The sequence below is a fragment of the Rhizobium sp. LC145 genome (genome assembly GCF_001005825.1).
GTDB lineage: Bacteria > Pseudomonadota > Alphaproteobacteria > Rhizobiales > Rhizobiaceae > Neorhizobium.
In genome coordinates, this window is record NZ_LBHV01000002.1 from 206,954 (window position 1) to 231,936 (window position 24,983).

At 61.2% G+C, this 24,983-nt stretch carries 21 protein-coding genes; 11 read left to right on the forward strand and 10 right to left on the reverse strand.

Annotation, left to right across the window (positions count from 1 at the left end):
• Positions 1-10 precede the first annotated feature (10 nt).
• Genes YH62_RS05720 through YH62_RS05730 form a run of 3 tightly spaced genes read right to left on the reverse strand, consistent with a single transcriptional unit; the run spans position 11 to position 2,416 of the window.
• Positions 11-346: a hypothetical protein gene (locus tag YH62_RS05720; protein WP_046793221.1), complete on the reverse strand. Its 336-nt coding sequence runs from the start codon at positions 344-346 to the stop codon at positions 11-13.
• Complete coding sequence (locus YH62_RS05725; protein WP_046793686.1) at positions 346-1,212, reverse strand: DUF6772 family protein; 867 nt, start codon at positions 1,210-1,212, stop codon at positions 346-348. The genes YH62_RS05720 and YH62_RS05725 overlap by 1 nt, the downstream gene beginning before the upstream one ends.
• Before the next feature lie 58 nt (positions 1,213-1,270).
• Positions 1,271-2,416: a mandelate racemase/muconate lactonizing enzyme family protein gene (locus YH62_RS05730; protein ID WP_046793222.1), complete on the reverse strand. Its 1,146-nt coding sequence runs from the start codon at positions 2,414-2,416 to the stop codon at positions 1,271-1,273.
• Between the two features lie 141 nt (positions 2,417-2,557).
• Between YH62_RS05730 and YH62_RS05735 the strand changes: the two genes are divergently transcribed.
• From YH62_RS05735 to YH62_RS05760, 6 genes are all read left to right on the forward strand, one after another.
• Complete coding sequence (locus tag YH62_RS05735; RefSeq protein WP_046793223.1) at positions 2,558-3,313, forward strand: FadR/GntR family transcriptional regulator; 756 nt, start codon at positions 2,558-2,560, stop codon at positions 3,311-3,313.
• A complete protein-coding gene (locus YH62_RS05740) occupies positions 3,310-4,101 on the forward strand; it encodes an SDR family oxidoreductase (protein WP_046793224.1) in 792 nt (263 codons plus the stop codon). The genes YH62_RS05735 and YH62_RS05740 overlap by 4 nt, the downstream gene beginning before the upstream one ends.
• 136 nt (positions 4,102-4,237) lie before the next feature.
• Positions 4,238-5,485: a sugar ABC transporter substrate-binding protein gene (locus YH62_RS05745; protein WP_046793225.1), complete on the forward strand. Its 1,248-nt coding sequence runs from the start codon at positions 4,238-4,240 to the stop codon at positions 5,483-5,485.
• Between the two features lie 11 nt (positions 5,486-5,496).
• On the forward strand, positions 5,497-6,420 hold the full coding sequence (locus tag YH62_RS05750) for a sugar ABC transporter permease (protein ID WP_046793226.1): 924 nt from the start codon (positions 5,497-5,499) through the stop codon (positions 6,418-6,420).
• A complete protein-coding gene (locus YH62_RS05755; RefSeq protein WP_046793227.1) occupies positions 6,417-7,259 on the forward strand; it encodes a carbohydrate ABC transporter permease in 843 nt (280 codons plus the stop codon). Before YH62_RS05750 ends, YH62_RS05755 begins: the two co-directional genes overlap by 4 nt.
• Before the next feature lie 13 nt (positions 7,260-7,272).
• Positions 7,273-8,313, forward strand: a complete 1,041-nt coding sequence (locus YH62_RS05760; protein ID WP_046793228.1) for an ABC transporter ATP-binding protein — start codon at positions 7,273-7,275, stop codon at positions 8,311-8,313.
• Between the two features lie 38 nt (positions 8,314-8,351).
• Here YH62_RS05760 and YH62_RS05765 read toward each other — a convergent pair whose 3' ends face one another.
• Genes YH62_RS05765 through YH62_RS05790 form a run of 6 tightly spaced genes read right to left on the reverse strand, consistent with a single transcriptional unit; the run spans position 8,352 to position 15,262 of the window.
• The gene (locus YH62_RS05765; protein ID WP_046793229.1) at positions 8,352-9,971 is read right to left on the reverse strand and encodes a rhodanese homology domain-containing protein; all 1,620 of its coding nucleotides are present in this window, start codon (positions 9,969-9,971) and stop codon (positions 8,352-8,354) included.
• 37 nt (positions 9,972-10,008) lie between these two features.
• A complete protein-coding gene (locus YH62_RS05770) occupies positions 10,009-11,250 on the reverse strand; it encodes an acyl-CoA dehydrogenase family protein (protein ID WP_046793230.1) in 1,242 nt (413 codons plus the stop codon).
• Between the two features lie 21 nt (positions 11,251-11,271).
• A complete protein-coding gene (locus YH62_RS05775; RefSeq protein WP_046793231.1) occupies positions 11,272-12,624 on the reverse strand; it encodes an NtaA/DmoA family FMN-dependent monooxygenase in 1,353 nt (450 codons plus the stop codon).
• A 13-nt stretch (positions 12,625-12,637) separates the two neighbouring features.
• Positions 12,638-13,642 (reverse strand): NrtA/SsuA/CpmA family ABC transporter substrate-binding protein, encoded by a 1,005-nt coding sequence (locus tag YH62_RS05780; protein ID WP_046793232.1) that lies wholly within the window; start codon positions 13,640-13,642, stop codon positions 12,638-12,640.
• A gap of 37 nt (positions 13,643-13,679) precedes the next feature.
• On the reverse strand, positions 13,680-14,426 hold the full coding sequence (locus YH62_RS05785) for an ABC transporter ATP-binding protein (RefSeq protein WP_082118257.1): 747 nt from the start codon (positions 14,424-14,426) through the stop codon (positions 13,680-13,682).
• On the reverse strand, positions 14,426-15,262 hold the full coding sequence (locus YH62_RS05790) for an ABC transporter permease subunit (protein WP_046793233.1): 837 nt from the start codon (positions 15,260-15,262) through the stop codon (positions 14,426-14,428). The genes YH62_RS05785 and YH62_RS05790 overlap by 1 nt, the downstream gene beginning before the upstream one ends.
• A 524-nt stretch (positions 15,263-15,786) precedes the next feature.
• On the opposite strand from YH62_RS05790, the gene YH62_RS05795 reads away from it, so the two are divergent.
• Positions 15,787-18,183 carry a DNA translocase FtsK gene (locus YH62_RS05795; RefSeq protein ID WP_082118258.1) on the forward strand — a complete coding sequence of 799 codons (2,397 nt, stop codon included), beginning with the start codon at positions 15,787-15,789 and terminating at the stop codon, positions 18,181-18,183.
• A gap of 85 nt (positions 18,184-18,268) precedes the next feature.
• Here the strand turns inward: YH62_RS05795 and YH62_RS05800 are convergent, their stop codons facing one another.
• A complete protein-coding gene (locus tag YH62_RS05800) occupies positions 18,269-19,432 on the reverse strand; it encodes an exo-alpha-sialidase (protein WP_046793235.1) in 1,164 nt (387 codons plus the stop codon).
• Between the two features lie 474 nt (positions 19,433-19,906).
• Here YH62_RS05800 and YH62_RS05805 point away from each other — a divergent pair, with 474 nt between their 5' ends.
• The 4 genes from YH62_RS05805 to YH62_RS05820 all read left to right on the forward strand — a co-directional run bounded on the left by YH62_RS05805 (position 19,907) and on the right by YH62_RS05820 (position 24,948).
• Complete coding sequence (locus YH62_RS05805) at positions 19,907-21,421, forward strand: ABC transporter substrate-binding protein (protein WP_046793236.1); 1,515 nt, start codon at positions 19,907-19,909, stop codon at positions 21,419-21,421.
• Between the two features lie 57 nt (positions 21,422-21,478).
• Positions 21,479-22,393, forward strand: a complete 915-nt coding sequence (locus YH62_RS05810; RefSeq protein ID WP_046793237.1) for an ABC transporter permease — start codon at positions 21,479-21,481, stop codon at positions 22,391-22,393.
• Between the two features lie 85 nt (positions 22,394-22,478).
• Positions 22,479-23,336 (forward strand): ABC transporter permease, encoded by an 858-nt coding sequence (locus tag YH62_RS05815; protein WP_245282062.1) that lies wholly within the window; start codon positions 22,479-22,481, stop codon positions 23,334-23,336.
• The gene (locus tag YH62_RS05820; protein ID WP_046793238.1) at positions 23,329-24,948 is read left to right on the forward strand and encodes an ABC transporter ATP-binding protein; all 1,620 of its coding nucleotides are present in this window, start codon (positions 23,329-23,331) and stop codon (positions 24,946-24,948) included. Before YH62_RS05815 ends, YH62_RS05820 begins: the two co-directional genes overlap by 8 nt.
• Positions 24,949-24,983: the final 35 nt, after the last annotated feature.

Sequence of the window (24,983 nt, forward strand, 5' to 3'; positions counted from 1 at the left end):
ATTGCGTGCATCAGGCTTTCAAATGCACAGTCACCAGAACGGTGCATTCGGACCCTTCTTCGAAGCGCGTGGCAACACGCAGCCAGTTGCCGAAATGCCGGACACGCGCTGCCGCGATCCCGTCCAGCTCCCCCGGCATGACGAATTCGGTACCTTCCGGCACCCAATGCATGCCGTCCGGCGAAATCTCCACCCAGGCTTTCGGGACGGCTCCGATGGGGTCCTTCAGGGCCCGGACGAAGAAAACGGCTTCGCGTGCCCAGCCGGCCTCGTAAGGCTCGCTTGCGGCGTCACCGCTCCAGCGCTCATTGCGGGCGACGATGGCGGTGATGTTCTCGGGCAGCATCAGAAATCCCCCGATATGCAAATGGAATCGACGTAGAGGAAGGCGCGCTTGGCAACGTCCGTTTCTGCGAACAGGCAGAAGTTGAGCATACACCACAGGTTCTTCATCGCTGGGATGCGGATGGAATCGAAGCCCGACAAATCGAAGCTGCGGTCGTTGCATTGCAGCCCGGTCGCCTTCATCGAAGCGAGGTCGAAATCGAAGCGCAAATAGCTCCAATTCACCTTGGTGGGGATCTCGTTATAGCAGAGCCGTTGATCGCCGTTCGGCAGATCCAGCCAGCCGTCGGGAGAGAGATGGTAATGGCTGACGGTCTTGTCCTCGCTGCCGATCGAGGTGAAATGCGTCGTCTCGCGCTTGTATTGCCACTTTTGCAGGTGCTTGCCCTCGAGCGCATTCAGGAAACGCAGATGCGGCATGACCCGTTCGCCATCTCCATCCCGGTCTCCGCATTGCAGATCGAACAGGAAGCCGACCGAGCGGACATCCGTTTCGGAAAGCTTCAGTTCCGTCGCTTCCGGCTTGAAGGTGAAGAAGAGTTCGAAACGGATAGGCCCGCGTTTGCGAAACGTATGTCGCTTGATGGCGACGTTCTGAGCCCCTGGCCGCGGCTTGGTGGCGATCTTCAGCGCATAGGAGGAATCCATGCCGCCATGCGAGCCCGCTTCCCAATGTCCGAGGGTCGAGAGCATGGCGCTGGAGTGCTGGGCATAACCCGGGAGCATGGAATCGAGACTGTCCTCGTAATTGCCGACAAGCTGCGACCAGCCGCAATGACCGCGCGAGAAATCGTCGAAGGATAAGATTCGCGGAAGCGGATCGAAGCGGCTGAGCGCCGGGTCGGCGCGCAGCATGGCAAGGCGCATGGCTTCGGTGACATCGGCGGTGATTGGCGTGGCTAAAGTCGTCATCTTCTCGTGGACCTCACTGAATGCGGAGCCGCTTCACGGCATCCCAATCGATTTCGATGCCGAGCCCCGGGCCTGTCGGCACATCGAGGGTGCCGTCCTTCTGTCGAAGGCAACCCGGCGCCAGGTCGGCAAGCTCGCGCTTGAAGGGGCTGAGGTCGCATTCGCATTCCATGACCTTGAAGTTGGGCAGCGCCGCCGCCAGATGCACGCTCGCCGTTTCGCAGACGATGCCGGACATGCCGATATGTGGGGCATAGCCGACGTCGTGCAGGGCGGCGTAATCGGCCATGCGGCGGGTTTCGGTTATGCCGCCGGCACGCGCCACGTCCGGCTGAAGAATGGAAAGGGTACGGTTGGCGACGAGGCGCTGGGCCTGATCGGCGGTGAAATTGCTTTCGCCCCCCGCAAGCGGCACATCGCAGCGCTTGCGCAGCTCCTCGTAGCCCTGCTCGTTTTCGGGGGCGAGCGGCTCCTCGAACCAGAAATAGCCGTTGGCCGACAGCGCCCGGCCGACTTCGATCGCCTGGTCCAGATTATACGCCCAGTTGGCGTCGACGCAGAGTGCGATATCGTCGCCGGCTCGATCGCGCAGCCGCTCGATGCGGCGGCAGGCCTCCTTCACCGGGTTGGACATCTTCACCTTGATGCGTGGGAAGCCCTCGCCGATATAGCGCTCCAGCTCCCGGTCGGCCTCCGTGTCATCCACCCAGTTCACTGCCGCGGCATAGACGTCGATCCGTTCGCGGCCCGTGCCGCCGAGAAGCTTGGAGATCGGCAGTCCGGCCGCCTTACCCATGATGTCCCAGAGCGCGATGTCCACACCCGCGATGGCTTCTATCAACATGCCGCCGGCGCGTCCCGAGAGCGACCGACGCATGGACTGCCACAATGCCCCGATATTGCGTGCGTCCTGGCCGACGAGCCGGGGTTTGAGAGATGTCTCGATCAGATCGGCATAGGCTTTCGGAGAAAAGCGCGCCAGCGTCTCGCCGACGCCGATCAGGCCCGCATCGGTGCGAACTTCCACGAGGACGATGGACACTTTCGTATAGGAGCCCCACGAGGTGACCGTTGGTTTCGGAAGCGTCTGGCTCAGTGGATGGGCAATCACGTCGGTGATGCGGATGGCTTCGCCGGGTGATGTCTGTGCGGGGTCCATCGGGCTTTTTATGCTCCATGTTTTGCTCGCCGTTGGCCGGCTTGTCTGATACTTCTACCGACAGGATGTTATCTTGGCAACTGATAAACCTAGTTGCTAAGTTGAAAACTGCATGATAGGGTTTGCTATATGAGGAATGAGATGACCGACAACTCCGACAGGAAACCTGTATTCACCGACAAGCCTGCCAGCCCTTCGCGGCTTGCGGACGGGGTTTCCGACGCGATTGCCGCGGCGCTGTTCGATGGCCGCATCTCGCCCGGCGAGCCCTTGCCGCCAGAAGGGGAGATCGCCAGGGAATTCGGGGTCTCGAAGCCGATTGCGCGCGAAGCCTTGCGTCAGTTGACAGCCGCCGGCCTGATCTTCACGCAGCAGGGCAAGGTTGCCCGCGCCAAGGCGCTGAGCGGCGACCCGATGGACAAGATCTATGGCTATGCCGTGCGCTCGAGCCTCAAGCGCCTCCAGGAAGCCAACGAGATGCGCCTCGTCATCGAAACGGGCATCGCACGGCTTGCCGCCGAGCGCCGCGATAGCCAAGGCTTGGAAACCATGCAGCAGGCCCTGGCCGATATGGCGGCCTCGCTGCACGAGCCTGCGGGTTTCACGGCAGCCGATATCCTGTTTCATCTCGGGCTCGCCATGGCGACAGGCAACTTCATGATCCGCGTGCAGATGGAGGGCATGCGCTCCGTGCAGCGCGAGGTATCAGAGCTGTTTTCGCGCCGCGCCAATCGCAGTGACGCCGACTGGCGTGCCACGATCGCGCGGCACCAGGCGATCTACGATGCGGTAGCGGCCGGAGATGCCGATCTCGCCGAACAGAAGATCCGCGCCCACTTCGTCGCGGCCGACATCGCCTCGCTCGAGGTTGCGGACAAATTGGGTGGCCGGCCATGACCATGCCGCGCTTCTCCTTGCAGGGACGGCGCACGCTGGTGACCGGCGCCAGTTCCGGCATCGGCCGGGCGGTCGCGCTCGGCCTTGCCGAACACGGCGCGGACGTGGCGATACACCATTTCGGCAATGAGAGCGGCGCAAGGGATGTGGCTCGCACGATCGGCGGAAATGTTCCGGTTTTCGAAGCCGATTTCACCGACAGCGCGGCGACGCAGGCTTTCGCCGATGCCGTGATCGAGCAGTGCGGGCGGATAGACATACTGATCGCCAATGCCGCGATCGAACATCGCCTGCCTTGGCGAGAGGTGAACGATGCACATATCGACAAGCATGTCGCCTCCAACTTCGCCACACTCCTCACGCTGACAAATCGGTTCGTGCCGCCGATGATGGAGCGCGGCTGGGGCCGGGTGGTGGCAACCGGCAGCATCATGGCGACGCGCCCCCGTGCCGAGACGGTGGTCTATGCCTCGTTGAAGGCCGCCCAGTTGACGGCCATGCAAGGCATTGCCCGGGAGGTCGGACATCGCGGCGTGACGATGAACGTTGTCTCGCCGGGCGCCATCGAAATCGAGGCCAATGCGGTGCGCTACGAAGACCCCGCCTTCCGCAGGGCAGTCGTCGCCAAGATACCCGTCGGCAGGCAGGGCAGGCCCGAGGATCTCGTCGGCGCCTTCGTCTTTCTGTGCAGCGATGCCGCGGGCTACATCACGGGCGCAAACATTCCGGTCGACGGAGGATGGTCGATCGGGGATGCGCCCGGCGCTCTTCCGCAAGCTGCCGAGTGAGCGGCGTCGGGAGGGCCTGAAAACGAGACGCAGAGTGCCCTCCGGGATCTCTGCAATTGACTACGCTTTACCGAGCGAATGCCGCGGCATTCATTCGGTAAAGGCCGAAGACCAGCGACCAAAAGGGGAGGAAACCATGAGGGCCGCACTAACAGGTATCGTAGCATCCGCTTTGACGTTGTTGATGACGACGACGTCCGCTCTCGCGACCGACCTGCGCATGACCGTCTGGACGGGCAGCGAGGCGCATCTGAAAATGCTGAACGGCATTGCCGAGAGCTTCAAGGCCAGGCATCCGGACGTGAACGTGAAGTTCGAGACCGTGCCGGTGAATGATTATACGCAGAAGCTGACCTTCCAGGTGGCAGGCGGCAATCCGCCCGACATTGCCTGGATGATGGAGGATGCCGCTCCCGCCTTCGAGAACGCCAATTTGTTGATGGATCTCGGCCCGACGCTGAAGGCCGCGGAGGGCTATGATTTCGCCGACTTCTCGCAGCCGGCAATGGGCCTCTGGCAGAAGGGAGAAACGGTTTATGGCATCCCGTTCTCCACCTCGCCCTTCATGATCTACTATAACAAGGACATGTTCGACAAAGCAGGTCTGGAGGACCCACTGGCGCTTGCCGCCAAGGGCGAGTGGAACATGACGAAGTTCCAGCAGGTCGCCAAGAAGCTGACGGAAGCCAATCCCGGCAAATGGGGTTTCGAGTTCAAGGACGGGGAGGGGTATGCCTCGCGGATGACCCATGCACTCCTGCCGCCGATCCGCGCCTATGGCGGCGACATCTGGTCGAACGAGGAATGCGGGTTCGACAAGCCGGAAGCCGTCGCGGCGATCAAGCAGCTCCACGACATGGTCTTCAAGGATAAGTCCATCGTCCCGCCCGGAGAGCAGGGCGATTATTTCTCTGGCAATTCCGCCATGACGGTGAACCAGATATCGCGTGCCTCCAAGATGGCCGAGGCGGGCTTCAACTGGGGTATCGCGCCACTACCGGGCGGTCCGGGCGGAGAATCGCCCGTTATCGGCCAGGCCGGGCTGGTCGTGTTCGACCAGGGCAAGAACAAGGAGATCGCCGCCGAATTCGTCGCGCACATGACCAACAAGGAAAATGTCGCGACCATGGCGCAATTCTTCCCGCCGGCCCGCAAGAGCGTGCTCGAAGCCGATGCCTTCATCAGCGGCAACAAGCTCGTGCCGCCGGAGATGATGAAGAACGTGGCGGCCGCGATTGCCAATGGCCGTGTGCATCCGGCCCATGAGAAGGCTCCGCAGCTCCTGGCGGCAATGGCCCCCAGGGTGGATGCCCTGTGGAAGGCGGACGCAGATGTCGATCAGGCCATCAAGGGTATCTGCTCGGCCATCCAGCCGCTGCTCTGATTGGGTCGAATATGACCGATAGCATTCATATCACCAGGCGCGGCGGGCAGAAGTCCCGCCTGACGCTGAAGGCGAGGGAGATGATGGAGGCGTGGCTGTTCGTCAGCCCGACCGTCATCGGCTTCATCATCTTCTTCCTCGGCCCGCTGTTGGCGGTGGCCTACTATTCGCTCACCGAATGGAACCTGTTGACCCAGCAGGCCACCTTCGTAGGTCTTGCCAACTTCGAGAATGCGCTGCTGGAAAACCCCGATTTCTGGCATGTGGTGCGCAATTCGGTCATCTTCGCACTCGGCCTCGTGCCGCTCAACATGGCGCTTGCGCTCACGCTTGCGCTTGCGCTCTCACGACCCTTTCGGGGCGTCGTGTTCTTCCGCACGGTGTTCTTCGCCCCGGTCGTCACCTCGGCGATCGCCTGGGCCATCGTCTGGAAGTTCATGCTGCAGGGCGAGGGCGGCTTCATCAACCAGGTGCTGGCACTTGTCGGGATTTCCGGCCCCAACTGGCTACGCGAGCCGAACTGGGCCATGGCGGCTGTCATCATCACCCGCGTGATCAAGATGGTCGGTCTCAACATGATCCTTTACATCGCCGCGCTGCAGGCGATCCCGCGCGACTACGAGGAGGCTGCCCGCCTCGAAGGCGCGTCGCGCCGGCAGATATTCAGCATGATAACCTGGCCGCTATTGGCACCGGCGACCCTCGTGATCATGGTGATCACCACGATCGGCTCCTTCAAGGTCTTCGATCACATTTACCAGATGACCGGCGGCGGACCTGAAAACGGCACTCTGGTGCTCGCCTTCTACATCTATCAGCAAGGCTTCAAGTTCTTCAATGTCGGCTATGCCTCGACGCTTGCGATGATCATGTTCGCGATCGTCATGGTGCTGACGCTGGTGCAGGTCGCGCTGAGACGAAAGGGAATGGAATGAGCCTGCGCCAGACCCGAATTCTATACCGTGCCTGCTGGACGATCGCTCTCCTGATTGCGGCGATCCCCTTCATCTTTCCCTTCATCTGGATGGTTTCGGCCGGGTTCAAGAGCGTGACCGAAATCTTCGGCGCTCCGTCGCTGATCCCACGCGTCTGGCGATGGGAAAACTTCGTCGAGGTCTTCACCTACCAGCCGTTCGCGCGACAGTACTTCAACTCGCTCTACATCGCCATTCTCGTTACCGGGCTGACGCTCGTCATCTCGTCGCTGGCGGGTTACGCGCTGGCGCGGATGCGCTTTGCGGGTGCTGCTCTGCTGATGTTGTTCCTCATCTCGGCGCTGATGGTGCCGGAGGAGGTGACGATCATCCCCAACTTCTTCCTGATGCGGTGGTTCGGCCTGGTGGATACGCACTGGCCGCTCATCCTGCTGCCGACCTTCGGGCCTCAGGGCGTGATGGCGACCTTCCTGATGCGCCAGTATTTCCTGGCGCTTCCGAAGGAGCTGGAGGAGGCCGGCAAGATGGATGGCCTTACCCGTTTCGGCGTGTGGTGGAAGATCGCGCTGCCGATGTCGCGCCCGGCGCTGGCGGCGGTGGCCATCATCACCTTCCTGCATTCATGGAACCTGTTCCTGGAGCCGCTGATCTTCGTGAGCTCGCTTGAAATGTTCACGCTGCCGCTGGCGCTTTCCAACTTCAACGACAGTTATGGTCTGCCGCTCTGGAACCTCCAGCTTGCGGCAACCAGTCTCGCCGTGGTGCCGATCCTGATCGTCTACCTGATCGCTCAGCGGCAGATCATCGAAAGCTTTGCGCTATCCGGCGTGAAAGGATGAGGAATTTCAGCTTATGACGAGTGTATTGCTCAAAGGCATCGAAAAGCGGTTCGGCTCGGTCGAGGTCATTCGCGGCGTGGACCTTTCGATCGACGAGGGTGAGTTCGTGGTGTTCGTCGGCCCGTCGGGATGCGGCAAGTCCACGCTGCTTCGCCTCATCTCCGGATTGGAACATATCAGCGATGGCGAGTTGAAGATCGGCGACCGGGTGGTGAACGAGGTGCAACCCTCGCAACGCGGGGTGGCGATGGTGTTCCAGTCCTATGCGCTTTATCCGCATCTGACGGTGAAAGAGAATATGGGCTTCGGGCTAAAGGTGCGGAAAGTGCCTGCGCAGGAGCGCCAGCGGCGGGTGAACGAAGCGGCCGCGACCCTGAAACTGGAACCGTTGCTCGACCGCTACCCCCGCGAATTGTCGGGCGGCCAGCGCCAGCGTGTCGCGATTGGCCGTGCTATCGTCGGAAACCCGGATGTCTTCCTGTTCGACGAGCCGCTGTCGAACCTCGATGCCGAACTGCGCGTGCATATGCGTTCCGAGATCGCCGCCCTGCACAAGCGTCTTTCCACCACCATGATCTATGTGACGCATGACCAGATCGAGGCAATGACGCTTGCCGACAAGATCGTGGTGCTGCGCGACGGGCGGATAGAGCAGGTGGGTTCCCCGCGGGAGCTTTATGAACGGCCGTCGAATGTCTTCGTCGCGCAGTTCATCGGCAGCCCCAAGATGAACATCCTGCCTGCCGCCGATGCGCCGTTGCTGTGTGCCGGTCTGGCGGCTCCGCAATCAGCCGAAACGCTCGGTATCCGGCCGGAACATCTGACGGTGGTGGAACCGCGAGATGGCGTTCTGCGCGGGACTGTGAGTCTCTGCGAATATACGGGCGCGGTGACGCTGCTGCATGTCCTGCTGCCCGATAACCGGATTTGCCTGGTCCTGCATGATGAGGGGGAGGTCCCCGCCGTCGGCGGCGAGATCGGTCTTTCGGCGGAGGCATCGAACATCCATTTCTTCGACGGGCAGGCTCAAGCCATCAGAGCCTTGCCCCATTGAACCGCAGTTCGCGCCGATTTCCGGGACTTGGCTCATGGCTATATGACACGGAAGAAATGCGTGCCATCGCGATCAAGTTGCGCCACGAGGCCATATTCCCATTCGAGATAGTCCTCCATGGCTTGACGCGGCGCGTCCGTGCCCTCGTAAGGACGGCGATATCTATCGATGCGAGGAGATGCCAAGCGTTCCTCGCCCTCTATCACCGGTAATCCCTTGGCCAACCATCTGCCGGTGCCGCCCTCGAGGACGTATACCTCGGAGGAGGTGAGTGCCTGGATGTCGGCAGCCGCGAATTTGGCCAATGTGCCGGAGGCGCAAGTGACCACAATTCGCTCGGCGGCCCCGATGGCTTTGAGCGCATGTTCGATCTGCGCGCGCAGAGCCCACCAGGCGCCAGGAATGTGACCTTTGACATAGTTTGCCGAACTGCCGACATCGATGACGAGCGTGTCTCCGTCGGCCAGCCATTTTCGAAGGGCATCCGGTGAAACGGTGGCTGCGGATGGGGCTGGAATGGTATTCGCCCGATCATCGTCGCGCTCGCTACACTCGCTGTCGTCAACGGGGGTGATGACATATGTCTCCCAACCCATTTGCGAAAGCCATGATGCCGTCATGTCGGCGCGGGTGCCGTCATCATCCGAAAGCAGAATAAGCGCGCCGCGAACCGGAGCGGTATGGTCGGTTTCCTGCACAAGCTGTCCGCCAGGAACGTTCACGAACCCGGGCAAGTGACCACGCTGATATTCCTCGGAAGGTCGCACGTCGATGCGGTAGACGGTGCGATCCGGGCTTGCCAAACCCTCCGCCTCTTGCAACGAAATGCGGCGGACGCCGGCGCGCTCCGCCACTGCGCGGGCATCTGCCCGTGCCAGCGTGCGTGCGTGGGGCGAGGCTTCAGGAAATTGGCGCGTTGCCCCCCGATCCAATGTCAAACCTGCAAGCGTCCAACCGATCGTGCCGTTACGCAGGCCAGCAACCGGATTCGGGATACCCGCATTGATCAAGGATTGTGTCCCGATAATCGAGCGTGTCCGTCCCGCGCAGTTGACGATCACGGTTGTGTTCGGGTCGGGGGCAAGGTCGCGCACCCGAAGCACAAGTTCGGCTCCCGGCACCGACGTACCTGTCGGAATACTCATCGTGTTGAACTCGTCGAAGCGACGCGCGTCCAGAATGACGGGAGGCGTTTCGGAAACGATCAGGCGCCGCACTTCCTCGGCCGGTAGCAAAGGTGTGTGGCGGTGCGCTTCGACGAGTTCTCCGAAGGATTTCGACGGCACGTTGACATCGATAAAAGTTTCATAGCCCGCTTCTTCCCAAGCGGCGAGGCCACCTTCGAGCAGATGGACGTTGCTGTATCTCCAGCCGGCGAGTTTGAGCGCGGCAAGCGGCGCAAGATCGCGATATTCGTCCTTGCCGTAGAGCACGATCAGAACGTCGCGGCGGGGAATGCGTCGAGGAACGTCGAGCTCGAGTTTTCCGAACGGGAAGTTCGCGGCCCAGAGCGGGTGGCCTTTGGCAAAGGGGTCCTCTTCCCTCAAATCGGCGAGCAGGATTTCCCGCCTTGCCAGCAACTCGGCGCGGACCTGAGCCGGAGAAAGCGTCGGGAAAGCCGGGGAGGCGGCGGCGGGCGAAGACAATATTTGGTTCATTGCATGCGCTCCGGTACGAAAGAGATGAGATGGCACATCAGAAGAATGCGCCCGTCGGCGGCAGGCGCCCGCTCAGGAGATTCTGGCCGAGCAGACGTTCCTTGTAGAGCCGGGGATTATGCGAGGCGATGACCTTGATATTGCGCCAATGCCTGTCGAGCGCCCCCTTTTGCGATACGACCGAGCCGGAGCCTAGGTCGATCAGCCAGCCGGCAATCTGGGGTGCAAGATCGTCGATGACGACCTTCGCTTCCGCAGCCGACAAGGACGCAGCCAGAACGGCATCGTATTCCGCTGCTGTTCCATGGCTGTCCCATGCATGCTGGAGACTGGCGATCGTCCGGTCGATCGTCGCCTCGATCGAGGCTGCATAGGCTCTGATCCGCCCAAGATGCGCCTGTAGAACAGGTTCGTCGGCGGGATGGTCTGCCTCGCCGTGATAGAAATTGCGGCCGCGCGTGCGAAGCACATCCACCGCATCCAGTGCAATCCGTCGCGCCACGCCGGCAATGCAATTGGTGAGATAGACCTGATGGAAGGTGAAGCGCCAGGGTGCTGCGCCTTCACGCGGCGGCGGGTCTTGAGGATAGACCTGCTTGGCCGGAATGGTCGCCGCATTGAATTTCGCGGTGCCGGAGCCGGTCAGCTTCTGGCCGAAGCCGCCCCAGTCGTCGTCTCCGTCGACACCATCTCCGCGATAGAGAACATATTGCACCGCCGCGTTCTCGCGGCTTTCGACGGCAAGGCCGACGAAGGCGTCGTTGTAGAGATTGCCGGTCGCATAGACCTTCCGCCCGGAGCCGCGATAGGCCTGCAGGGCATCATCCCATTCGATCCGCGACAGGACCTTCGACGACAGCGCCCCGGCGGCGGTGGCATCGCTGTCGGCAAAGCTCAACCCGACCGTCTTGCCCTCGGCGGCAAGCGCCAGCACATGGGCATGAAACGGATGCCCCGGCTGGCGCAAGGCTGCTTCGACTTGCCAGAGATGGTTGCGGAAGGCGTGCGCGATGTTGGAATCGGCTGCGGCCAGATCGCGCGCGACGGAAAACAGCTCAGACAGCGAAGCTCCAGCACCGCCGGCATCTTTCGGCAGGCGCAGAGATCCAATGCCGAGCGCCTTCAGTTCGGCGATCTCTTCGTGGGGAAGGCGGCGATCCACTTCCCGCTCGACCGCCGTCTTTGCGATATGCTCGATCGCGGGTGCGAGGCCGAGCGATGATGCGTAAGGTGAAACGAGCCGGAGGGAGGCCCCTCCGAATTTGCTGATATCAGACATTCAGTACAATTCCTTGAACGCTCAGACCGCGGCCGCAAGCCCGTTCCGCGCCTTGGCATCGAAACGCGGCAGGCCGAGATTGTCGCGAAGAGTCCGGCCTTCATAGGCGCTGCGATAACGGCCGAGCTTCTGCAAGACCGGGATGACCTCGTCGGCGATCAGGTCGAGGCCGGTGGGCTGCACGTCGATGTTCAGATTGAAGCCGTCCGCACCCTTCGTGTCGATCCAGTGAAGCATGTCCTGAGCAAAGCCTTCTGGTGTGCCGACGAAGACGCGATGGCCGCCGGTGATGTTCGAGAACAGCAGTTCCCGGATGTTCCAGCCGTTCTGACGTGCTTCCTTTAACATTTCCGCGCGATGCCAGCGCGAGGCGATCGGCACCAGGGATTCGTTCGCCTCGCTTTCGGCGAAGGGGATTGGCGCATCGAGATCGGAAAGAAGCGACACATCGACGGCCATATGCCGCGCCAGCTCTTCGCGGAGCGCGATGGAATCGAGACGGTCGTCCAGGCTGCGCTTGTGGCGCTTCGCCTCCTCCTCGGTCGAGGCAAGGACCGGAAACAGTCCAGGCATGACAAGCAGATGATCGGGGTCGCGTCCGAAGCTTTTCGCCAGTGTCTTCACCTCGGAATAGAAGGCGCGCGCGCCTTCGATGATCCGCTGGCCGGTGAAGAGCGCATCGGCATAGCGCGCTCCGAAGGCGCGGCTGTCGGAGGATTGGCCAGCTTGGAAAATCACCGGCCGGCCTTGCGGCGTTTCCGGTACGGAAGAAGCGCCCCGAGCGGAGAAATGCGTCCCCTTGAAGTCCAGCCGGCGCAGCCGCGACGGGTCGAGATAAACCGTGCTATCCGGGTCGCCGACCAAGGCTTCCTCGGGCAGGCTGTCCCAGAAGGCGGTGACGATCTGGACGAATTCCTCGGCGCGTTTGTAACGCTCCGCCTGGTCCCAGCCTTTTTCCGCTCCATAGGCGTCGAGGGCGGGGGGATTTTGGGAGGTGATGATGTTCCAGGCCGCGCGGCCGCGGCTCACATGGTCGATCGAGGCGATCTGTCGGGCGATGGTATATGGATGGCCGAAGAGCGTCGTCGTGGTGCAGACGAGCCCGACATGTTCGGTATGTGCTGCCAGATTGGCGACGAGAACCGCCGGATCGAGCGCCCGCCACGGACGGGTATAGGCTTCGCTGACCAGGCCGCCCGGATTGTCGGCCAGAAAGATCGCGTCCATCAACCCGCGTTCTGCCGATTTCGCAATCGCGGTGAAATGATCGATGTCGGTCGAAAGATGACGCTTGTCTTCGAATGTCTTCCAGGCAGCATCGTGCCGGCCGGAAGCCAGGACGTTCACGCCGAGACGGATATGTTGCCGTGACATCTACATTCCTTCCTTATACCTGGACGCTATAGTCGGCGACCTTCAGATGCGACTTGATGATCTTGCGGTCGGCGAGCCAATCCGCGGCGCGCTGGAACTGGGCGATGAACTCGGCGTCTTTCGGCTCGTAGAATTTGTTGATCCGCTTCAGACCGGCGAGGTAATCGCGCACCTCATTGGCATACTTGCCTTCCGCCTGCGCGATCCGTTCGGATTCGGCGGCATTCTGTGACTGCCACTCGCCTTCCTTGTAGTAGGCGTCGAGGACGGCGCGCACCAATTCCGAGTTCTCCTCCGAGAACGTGCGGGTGGACACGAGGGAGCTGTAGTCGATCAGGAAATCGAGATCGGTGCCCTCGTTGAAGATGTCCTTGGCATCGTTCTCGAAGCGGGAGATGTCGACTCCGGGCGACCACATCGACCAGGCATCCACCTTCCCCTGGGCAAAAGCGGGGGCTGCGTCCGGAGGATTGAGATAGACGAATTCGACCTTGCTGGTGTCGATGCCGTTCTTTTCCAATGCGGCGACGACAAGAAACTCGCCGAGGCCAGCTTTGTTGACGGCGACCTTCTTTCCGACCAGATCCGCGACGGTATCGATGCCGCTTGTTTTCTTCACGATCACCGCCGTCGAACGCGGCGAATAGACATTGAAGGCATTGAAGACGAGTGGCGAGCCGGCCAGCATGGCGGCAAGCGCGGGCGTCGTCGATCCCCAGAAGCCGAAGTCGGCGCTGCCGCCGACCACGGCCTGCAGCGAAGGCGCATGGTTCGGGAAGGGACCGACCCATTCGACCTTGATCCCCTTGTCCGCAAGCTCTTTCTCGAGGACGCCGCGCTGCTTGGAAATGAGGGGAATACCGCCGCGGCCCCAGCCAAGACGCACGATATCTGTATTGCGCGTCAGCTTCTTCGGTTCTTCGGCGAGCGCGGGTGTCAACTTCGATGCCGCGGCGCCAGCCAAAAGCAGGCCACCCGCCTGCAAGAGGGCGCGGCGGTTCGGTTGGTATTTGGTCATGGAGATATCCTGGGTTTGGATTTGGTTGAAGGAAGGGTCAGTGCGTTGTCACGCCCAATTCGTCGAGGAGCAGCGGCCTCAGTTCGCCCGGAGCATGCTCGGCGGGCCGGTAGGAGGCAGCGATCTGTCCGGAACGCATGACAAGAATGCGGTCGGCGAGGACGACAGCCTCATCCACATCATGGGTCACGATCAGTACGCCCGGGCGATGCCGGGAGACCAGTTCGCGGACAAGCACATGCATCTTGATGCGGGTCAGCGCATCGAGCGCGGCAAACGGTTCATCAAGCAGGAGCAGTTTCGGATCGCGTACCAAAGCCCGAGCAAGCGCGACGCGCTGCGCCTGTCCGCCGGACAGATTGCGCGGCCAGTCGTCTTCCCGCCCGGCAAGCCCGACTTCCCCAAGCGCGCGTGAGGCGCCGTCTTTGCCGATCGCCTTTTCGTTGCCGAGCGCGACGTTCTCCCAGACCGAGGCCCAGGGGAGCAGGCGATGCTCTTGGAAAACCACCGCCGGTCGGCCGGGTGCTTCGATGCGCCCCGCATCCGGGGCATCGAGGCCGGCAAGGGCGCGCAACAGAGTGGTCTTCCCGCAACCGCTTTCGCCAAGAAGGGCGACGAACTCTCCCTTTCGTATTGTGATATCCAGGGACTTGATGACCAGACGCTCACCATAGCGCCGCTCCAACCCGGAAACGGAAACGGCCAGCGGCACGTTGAGAAACGGATCGCTCTCTGCCGGTGCGTTGATGGCAATCGACTTGGCAATGTTGACGAGCTTGTTCATCAGCGTGCTCCCTTTGCGAAATTCGGATGCCAGCCAAGCAACCTGGTTTCGAGCAGGCGCGCGAGCGCATCCGCACCGACGCCGATGACCGAGTAGATGATGATCGTCAGAAGGATCACGTCGGTTTGTAGGAACTCACGCGCGTCCATTGCCAGGAAGCCAATTCCCTTGGTGGTCGCCAGCGTTTCGGCAATCACCAGGGCTAGCCAGGCATGCGCCAGCGCATAACGGACACCGGTCAAAATGGAGGGCATGGCGCCCGGAAGAATGATCCGTCTGACAATCGCCGGCCAGTTCATACCGGTGACTTTCGCCAGTTCCATCAGTTTCGGATCGATCTGTCGTACGCCCAGAACCGTGTTGATGTAGATCGGGAAGAGAACGGCGAGCGACACGAGAAAAATCTTGCCGCCTTCATCGACGCCGAACCAGACGATGACCAGGGGGAGCATCGCCAGAAAGGGTATGGCACGGATCATCTGGATTGAACGGTCGAGAAGGGCATGCGCGAGCGGCGAAAACCCAACCGCGACGCCCAACGCGAACCCGATGCTGCCGCCAATCGCGAAACCCGCTGTGGCCCGCAGCAACGACGCCCCGAGGTGAACGAACAGTTCTCCTGTTATCGCAAGCTGCCAGCCGGTTTCGGCAACCCGGCTTGGAGCAGGCATCACCTGCGATGCGATCAACCCAAGCTGTGATGCGGCTTCCCAAAGGCACAGAAGCAGAAGCGGCGCCAACCAGGACAGCACCGAATACAATGTCGCTTTCCTGATTGCGAAGCCGGAGCGGCTATCGGCGGAAAAATCCTGCAGAGGCGAACTGATTTCAGCCATATCCCCGTCCCTTGATTGGAGTATTAGCCATAAACACTATCGATTTAGTAGAGATTTGGATGATAGGCCGTTCTGAACTTCGCGTTCAGTTGGAAAAGTTTGATGCGTGCTATTGGGGCCGCTGGGGAACAATTTTCCACGGAAGCGGAATTGCAGGTCGTTCGGCCGTCATCGCCGGCAGCCGGCCGTTCACCGGATTCGAGCGGTGCGGTTTTCTCGCTCCGACAGCCTCTTCACTCGACTAGAGCCGACGGTATCGTTGCGGGATAGAATTGCATCGGTTCAGATACGGTTCCCAGCATCATGGCATAGACAGCCATCGGCGGCGCGGCGCAATGCCGGGGGTTGCTTCAGGTCACCGGGAGAGAAGCATTCATGAAATGAGGTAAGCATCGTGCTTAAGCAGTTTTCTCACTCAACTCAGGCTGCCGACGGCCGATTTGCGTGCGTCTGGAAAGGTGCCGTTAACCTTTATTTTTTACCTCATTGATGCACCCACCTGTCTCGTATTTCGTCGGTCCCCCATGCAGTTCTCCCGTAGCAATTTTCAAAAGAGTTCTGGTTCGTCTCAGCCTGACGATGGTGAAGAGGAGACGGCGCCGGAGGTGTATTTCCCACGCCCGCCGTCGGTCGATCCCAATCAGGTGAGCATCGAGGAGGCGCCTTGGCAGTCCGCCTTTACGCTTGCGCCAAACGTAAGATTCACCCGCACGCCAGAAAGCGCGCTGACTCGCGCAAAACATGGTGGCGAGCAGGTTGAAGCCCCCGCAGAACAACGCTTCATCGAGATGTCGTCGGACGTTTATCTGACCTCCGCGTCTGGCCGGTACGCAGCCAATGAACAGCCTCCCGCCGGCGTGATTGCCGAGCTGGAACAAATTGCCTCCGTCATGCGGCAAGCGGTAGTCGAGGAGCGGGTAGAGATCGTAGAGGAGAGCAGCGAATTGGCCAGCGAAGCCATCACCATCGATCAGGTTGAGCCGGCTGTAATGACACGTCCGGAATTGGCAATCTCGGACCATGCCTTCTGGGAGGTCATGCCCTTCGATATCGAGGTCGAGGAGGCGACTGCTGCTGTCGAGAAAGCCCCCGCCCCGGCACATGAGGCGCCTCGACGCCTGCTCGATTCCTCCGTCAACTCGGTGACGGCCCTTTATCGCGAAGTCGCGCAAAGCGCTCGGCCCACCGCGGTGGCGACAAGATCCAGAAGCATCCAGCCGATGCCTTCATTCCGGCCTGCACCTGTCCAGCCATCGGCGCCGGCAGTCCTGTCTGCTGTGCGTGAGCCGGCGCCGGCCATGCAAACCGTTTGCCCCACCCTGGAGACCACTACGGCGACGGAACTGCCGCGACCCCGGCCTCGGGTTCCCGTGGTCGCGGAATATGAATTCCCGCCGATTTCCCTGCTTCAGCAGCCGGTGGGAGACCGCGGCCAGGCCATGCAGCCAGATGCGCTGCAACAGAGCGCCGGTCTCCTCGAAAGCATATTGGAGGATTTCGGCGTCCGTGGCGAAATCATAGACGTCCGCCCCGGTCCCGTCGTCACCCTCTACGAGTTCGAACCGGCTCCGGGAGTAAAATCCTCCCGGGTCATCGGCCTGGCAGACGACATCGCCCGTTCGATGTCGGCGCTCTCGGCGCGTGTTGCCGTGGTACCAGGCCGTAACGTCATCGGCATTGAGCTCCCGAACGCAACTCGTGAGACGGTCTATTTCCGCGAACTCATCGAATGCGAGGACTATTGGGAGACGAAGCATCGCCTCGCGCTCTGCCTTGGCAAGACGATCGGCGGCGAGCCGGTGATCGCCGAACTTGCCAAAATGCCACATCTGCTCGTCGCGGGCACGACCGGTTCGGGCAAGTCGGTTGCGATCAACACCATGATCCTGTCGCTCCTTTACCGGTTGCGCCCGGAAGAATGCCGGCTGATCATGATTGATCCCAAAATGCTCGAGCTTTCCGTCTATGACGGCATTCCGCATCTTTTGACGCCCGTCGTCACCGATCCGAGAAAAGCCGTGTTGGCGCTGAAATGGGCCGTACGCGAGATGGAGGACCGCTATCGCAAGATGTCCCGCCTCGGCGTCCGCAATATCGACGGTTACAATCAACGAGCGGCGCAGGCGCGGGAAAAGGGCGAGGTCATCACCGTTAGCGTCCAGTCGGGCTTCGACCGCACAACAGGTGAAATCGTCTACGAGGAGCAGGAACTCGATCTTTCGCCGATGCCCTATATCGTGGTGATCGTCGACGAAATGGCCGATCTCATGATGGTGGCCGGCAAGGATATCGAAGGCGCGATCCAGCGGCTGGCGCAGATGGCGCGCGCCGCCGGCATCCATCTCATCATGGCGACCCAGCGTCCGTCGGTCGATGTCATCACCGGCACCATCAAGGCGAACTTCCCCACCCGCATTTCCTTCCAGGTGACCTCCAAGATCGACAGCCGCACCATTCTCGGCGAACAGGGCGCGGAACATCTCCTTGGCCAGGGCGACATGCTGCACATGGCCGGCGGCGGACGGATTTCCCGCGTCCACGGACCCTTCGTCTCCGATGCGGAAGTGGAACAGGTCGTCCGCCATCTCAAGACGCAAGGACAACCCGACTATCTCGGTACGGTGACCGAGGACGAAGGCGAGGGCGACGAGGAGGGCGCGGTTCAAGAGGCCGTCTTCGACAAGGGCGCGATTGCCGGCGAGGATGGCGACGAGCTTTACGAGCGGGCGGTCAAGATCGTCATGAAGGATCGCAAATGCTCCACCTCCTATATCCAGCGTCGCTTGTCGATCGGCTATAACAAAGCCGCCTCCCTGGTCGAGCGGATGGAGCAGGAAGGCCTGGTCGGTCCGGCCAACCATGTCGGCAAGCGCGAGATCATCAGGGGACCGGGCATGGCCGTTCCGGACGATACCGAATGATGGGGCAGACGCGCCGACTGTGAAGATAAAGCTGCCGCTCTGTCCATCTCGCCCGTTGGCAGTCAAGGAATGAGCGGCCGCTCCATCAGGCCTTCAGCCAGTCGGGCGCCAGCCGGACATATTTGATGGCTCGGCGATGGAAGGTGAAGGCAAGGTGCAACGTGCCGTCCTGATCCTCCAGAAGCACCGGATAGGAAAGCTCCTTATTCTGGCCGTCCACCGAGTTGTTCGAAAGGCACGTGCCGGGGCCCTCTTCCACCAGCTTGCGGACGGGAAAAGTTCTTCCGTCGTCCGATGAGAAGCAGAGCGTCAGCGGTGCGCGCGGCACGCCCCAGATGGGCTCGATCCCGCCGTCAGAATCGGGCCGGTCGTCCTCCTCACCGAGTTCGTCATAAAGGGATGCGCGCCGGTCTTTGGAATAGGCGGTGGAGATTGGGTTGCAGAGGAGCGCAATCCGACCATCCCGCAGGCGAATGGCATTGATGGAGGAATTGTTGTTGGGAACATCCGTCGCTTCCGGCACGCTCCAGGTTTCGCCGCCATCCTCGCTCGTTGTTCGATAGACGAAATCGGCTTGCCGCCGGCGGAAGAAGGCTGCCATTTTCGAGCCACCAAGGGGCACGATTGTCATGTGCACGCAGCCGAGGGACTGCGGCACGTGAACGACGCGCCAGGTGATGCCCTTGTCGTCGCTGATCGCCAAGGCCGCCGTGTCGTGGCTGCCGTTCCACTTGGCTCCGTGCTTCGCCTTGCACAGGAAGAGCGGCAGGAGAAGCGCGCCGTCGCCTCGGCGTGCGATCGGCGCGCGAATGAAGGTGCCGCGCGGCAGTGGCAGAGTTTTCGAGCTGCCGGATGTCACGCTTTCGCTGGCAAGACGCAGCGGGCGAGACTTGACCTCGCTCCCCTCCTGGTTTCCCGAAACCTGCGAGGTATGGAAGAGGACGAGCCCGCCATCATCATCCACCCAGAGCACCGGGTTCTGCTCCGAGCGCGCGGGATCATCCGTCACTTGCGATGGAGCAGTCCAGCGGTCGCTGCCGGGGATCAGCCGAGTGACGTGGATCGAAATATCGGATTTGCCCTCGAGCGTTCCCCCGAACCATGCACAGCCGAGGCTGCCGTCCGGCAGCCATGCCAGGAAGGCGGCATGATTTTGAATTGCCGGGGAGGGAAGGAAAGCCTCAGAGCGCCCGCCGCCAAGATCGGTAATCACCCCGTTCATCCGACCCTCGATTTCCTCCGGGGACATCGTTCTCTCCTCCTCAAATCGGACGCTATGATGGGGAACATCTGCATTATCCAAAATGTTGTCAAGTTGGAATTTCATGTCTATGTCGACGCCTACTACTTTTAATCTATTGGAAAACATGGATGAAAATCCAAAATCTGTCACCGGGTAGTGCTTGATGAATGACGATTTCATGTTACCAGTTGACATGTTGGCAAGAAAAACGTCAATCTTGGCGCATTGGAAAATGGAGGTTCAGCGGCAAACCGGCCTGCCGGCACAAATTTCTCGCAAGAGCACCGGGTGACGGCAGTCCACATCTTTACAGGGTGTCAAGCCGCGGCAGCCGCGGAGGAAGCCATCGTCCATAAGAATAATCGCGCTCGCCGCAGTGGCGATGATCGACGATGACGCGCATATCTTGCCGGTGGCCTGATCGACAGGTTTTCCGGCGAAAGCTTTGGTGTTAACCCGCCGTGATCAGGGAGGATCACTATGAAACGCAGTCTCATGTTATTGGGCGCCGCTCTCCTGAGTGCCGTTCACCTAGCCATGCCGGCATCGGCGCAAAACGCCTCCAGGGACGTCACCATCGTTCTCGGCGAGGGCGTCGACCTCATGGAGCCGTGCATGTCCACCCGCTCGAATATCGGGCGCGTGCTGCTGCAGAACATCAATGAAACCCTGACGGAATTCGATGTCGTCGGCGACAAGGGGCTGATGCCGCGGCTGGCGGAAAGCTGGGATCAGCAGAACGACAACACCTGGCGCTTCCATCTGCGCAAGAACGTCAAGTTCTCCAATGGCTCGGATTTCGACGCGGAGGATGTAAAGCATTCGATCGACCGCGCCATGAGCAAGGATCTGAGCTGCGAGACACCTCGCTATTTCGGCTCGACCAAGATCACCGCGACCGTGGTCGATCCTTCCACGATCGATATCACCGCCGAGCCGAAACAGGCGATCCTTCCCCTTTTGATGTCGATCGTGACGATCGTACCATCCGACACGCCGGTGGAATTCGTCCGTGACCCGATCGGCACCGGCCCCTACAAGATGACCGCGTGGAATGTCGGCCAGAACATTGTGCTCGAGCGTCGCGGCGATTATTGGGGTGATGCGCCCCAGGTGGAGAAAGCCACCTACGTCTTCCGCACCGATCCGGCTGTCGCGGCAGCCATGGTGCAGACGGGTGAGGCCGACATCGCGCCGAGCATTTCGGTAACCGACGCCACCAATGCGGAGACCGATCAGGCCTATCCCAATTCGGAAGTCTTCTACATGCGCATCGATCAGGGCAAGCCGCCCCTTCAGGACAAGCGCATCCGCGAAGCCCTGAACCTGGCGATCGACCGGCAGGCCTTCGTCGGCACGCTGGTCCCGGCCGAGACCACGCTCGCCACCGCCATGGTGCCGCCAACGACGCTGGGCTTCAACAAGGACATCAAACCCTGGCCCTTCGATCCTGAGAAGGCCAAGGCGCTGGTAGCCGAGGCGAAGGCCGATGGTATCGCCGTCGATTCCAAGATCACGCTGATCGGCCGCAGCAATCTCTTCCCGAATGTGCTCGAAGTGATGGAAGCAATCCAGAGCATGCTCACCGATGTCGGCCTCAATGTCGATCTGCAGATGTATGAGGTGGCCGAGTTCGAAGACATCTACGGCAAGCCCTTCGCCGAAGACCGCACCGCGCAGCTCGTTGCCGCGCAGCACGACAATGCCCGCGGCGACCCGGTCTTCTCGATGTTCTTCAAGTATCACAGCAACGGGCCGCAGTCGGGCTTCTCCGATCCGAAGGTCGACCAGATGATCGAGGAGGCGACGGCTGCGACCGGCGAAGACCGCGCCAAAAAGTGGTCCGAGTTGTTCGCCTATCTCAACAACGATGTGGTCGCGGACGTGCTGCTCTTCAATCAGGTCAGCTTCGCCCGCGTCAACCCGCGCGTGGCCTTCAAGCCGACGATCGCGACCAACAGCCAGCTGCAGCTGTCCCAGGTCGGCTTCAAATAAGCGTAAACGGAAGGCGCGGCGGTCCGCTGCGCCTTCCTTCTGCATGAGGAGAAGGCAATGCGAAAACTCATTCTCGGCCGGGTTCTCTCGAGCTTCTTTTCGCTCGCCGCATTGGTCGTAATGGTGTTCTTCCTGTCGCGACTGACGGGCGATCCCGCGGCCCTATTCCTGCCGAGAGAGGCGACGCAGGAAATGCTCGACAATTTCCGGCGCCTGCACGGTCTGAACGATCCGCTGATCGTGCAATTCGGCCGCTATGTCTGGGATCTCCTCCATCTCGATTTCGGTCAGTCTCTACGCCAGGCCCGCCCGGCGATAGATGTTGTTTTCGAAGGCTTTGCCTGGACCTTCCAGCTCGCCGCCATCACCATTGCGCTCGTCTCCATCGCCGCGATCGTGATCGGGTCACTTGCCGCTTTCCGGCCTGGCGGCATATTTGACCGCTTCGCATCCGTGGTCTCTCTGATCGGGGCGTCCGCTCCGGACTTCTGGGTGGCGATCGTCGCCATCGTCGTTTTCGCCGTCAATTTCGCCTGGCTACCGACCTCTGGCACAGGAACCGTGTGGCATTGGATACTGCCGGTAGCCGTCCTGTTCATTCGTCCCTTCGGGCTCATCTTGCAGATCGTCCGCGGGTCGATGATCCAGTCCTTCGGATCGCTCTATGTGAAGACCGCGCGGGCAAAGGGCGTGGGCAATACGTCGATCATCTTCGTTCATACGCTGCGCAACGCCATGCTGCCGGTAATCACGGTGATCGGGGACCAGGCAGCCGCCATGCTCAACGGGGCGGTGATCATCGAGACGATTTTCGGTTTTCCGGGTGTCGGCAAGCTGATGATCGATTCCATCCTGCAGCGGGATTTCAACGTCGTGCTCGCCGCGATCATGGTGACCGCGCTTGCAATCTTCGTCATGAATCTCCTGATCGACATCGCCTACGCGATCCTCGATCCGCGCGTCCGGACCTAAGGCCATGACCATGACCCAGACTCTGCCGGGAACCTCAACGCAAGCCGAAGTCCAGCAGAAAGGCCGGATCAGGGGTGTGCTCGGCATGCTTTGGCGAGACAAGTTCGCCCTTGCCGCGACCATTTTCCTGTTGGTCGTCATTTTCTGCGCGGTGTGCGGCCCCATGCTGATGGGGGATGCCGCGCTGAGCCAGAACCTGCGCGGCCGCAACGCCCCGCCCTTCAGCATTGCGAATGGCTGGTTCTATGTGCTCGGATCGGATTCCCTCGGCCGGCCGCTACTTCCGCGCGTCGTGGTGGCCGCGCAGAACACGATGCTGATCGCGGCAGGTGCGGTGCTCTGCTCCTCAATCATCGGCGCGCTGCTCGGCCTGGTGGCGGGTTATGCCTCCAGTCGGGTCGGCAATGTCATTCTGCGCCTGGCGGACGTGATCATGTCCTTCCCCTCGCTGCTGCTTGCCGTCGTCGTGCTCTATATCCTGGCGCCTTCGGTGGGAAACCTCGTCATCGTGCTGGCGATCACGCGTATCCCTGTCTATCTGCGCACCACCAGGGCGGAGGTCATGGAGATCCGCCAGCGCATGTTCGTAGAAGCGGCCGAAGTCATGGGCGCTTCGCCGGCGCGCATCGTCTTCCGGCACATCCTGCCGATGGTGATCCCGACGCTGGTGACGATCGCCACGCTCGATTTCGCCTTCGTCATGCTCGCGGAGAGTTCGCTTTCCTTTCTCGGCATCGGCATTCAACCGCCGCAGATCACCTGGGGCTTGATGGTGAGTCAGGGCAGGCAATATCTTGCGACCGCGTGGTGGCTGGCCTTCTGGCCAGGCCTCGCGATCATTCTCACGACCATGTCGCTCAACCTTCTCTCCAACTGGATGCGCATCGCGCTTGACCCCACGCAAAGATGGCGTCTCGAGATCGGAGGAAAGTCCAATGGCTGAGCATCTCTTGGAAGTCCGTAACCTTTCGGTCCAGTTTCATACCGCCGGCGGTACGGTCAAAGCGGTAAGCAACATAAGCTGGTATCTTGATCGCGGCGAGACGCTCGCCATTCTAGGTGAAAGCGGGTCGGGCAAGTCGGTCTCCGCTTCCGCCATCATGAACCTGATCGACATGCCGCCCGGCGAGATAACCAACGGGCAGATCCTCTTCGAGGGCAGGGACCTGCTGACGATGCCGATCGGCAAGCGCCGGATGATCAACGGCAAACGCATAGCCATGATCTTCCAGGATCCGCTAGGCCATCTGAACCCCGTCTATACCGTCGGTTGGCAGCTTGTCGAAACCATGCTCGTACATGGCGCCGGAAGGGACGAGGCCGAACGCCGGGCGCTGGAATTGTTGAAGCGTGTCGGCCTTCCCTCGCCGGAAGCGTCAATGAAGAAATACCCGCATCAGTTTTCCGGAGGTCAGCGCCAGCGCGTCATGATCGCGATGGCGCTTGCCATGAAGCCGGACATCGTGATCGCCGACGAGCCGACCACCGCCCTCGACGTGACCGTTCAGGCCGAAGTCCTCTCGCTGCTCGATGAACTTCAGAAGGAAACCGGCATGGGCCTGCTCCTCATCACCCACGATCTGGGGGTGGTCGCGGAGGTCGCCGATCGCGTCGTGGTGATGAATGGCGGTGAGATCGTCGAGACGGGAACGCCGAGCGAGGTCTATCACAACCCGCAGCATCCCTACACGAAGAAGCTGATATCCGCTGCGCCCGGCCGTGGCGCGATGCACGAACCTCAAGGCCGCGGTGAGGCGCTGCTGAGAGTGTCCGGCATGGAAAAGGCCTACGGCGCCTTCAAGGCTTTGGATGGAGTATCTTTCGACCTCCAGCCGGGAGAAACCATGGCGGTGGTCGGCGAGAGTGGCTCGGGCAAATCGACGCTGGCCCGGTGCCTGCTTCGGCTGGAGGAGGCCGATAGCGGCCAGGCGCTCTGGAAGGGCCGCGATCTCCTGTCCATGTCGCGCAAGGAGCTCTTCGGCCTGCGTCGGCAGATCCAGATGGTCTTTCAGGATCCGACCCAATCGCTCAATCCGCGCATGTCCGTTTACGAGCTGATCTCGGAGGCCTGGGTCATTCATCCCGAAATCCTTCCCAAGGCCCGATGGCGCGAGCGTGTCGACGAATTGCTGGCGCAGGTGGGCCTCCTGCCCGAGCATGCCCGCCGCTATCCTCACCAGTTCTCCGGTGGCCAGCGCCAGCGTATCGCAATCGCCCGTGCGCTGGCGCTCGAGCCCCAGCTCATCATCTGCGACGAAGCGGTATCGGCCCTCGACGTCTCGATCCAGGCGCAAGTGATCGCGCTTCTCGACAAGCTACGCCGCGAATTGAAGATCGCCTTCATCTTCATCGCGCATGATCTGCCGGTCGTCCGGGATTTCGCCGATCATGTCATGGTGATGAAGTCGGGCAAGGTCGTGGAGCGCGGTACGGCCCGCCAAATCTTCGAAAGCCCTCGGCAGGATTATACGAGGCGGCTTCTGGCTGCAGGTCTCGATCCGGACCCTGAGGTGCAGCAGCGTCGCCGCCTGGAGCGTGAGGCAATTATCGCCTGAGGATAATGGCTTTCCAGCAGAAACGGCGCCTGTGG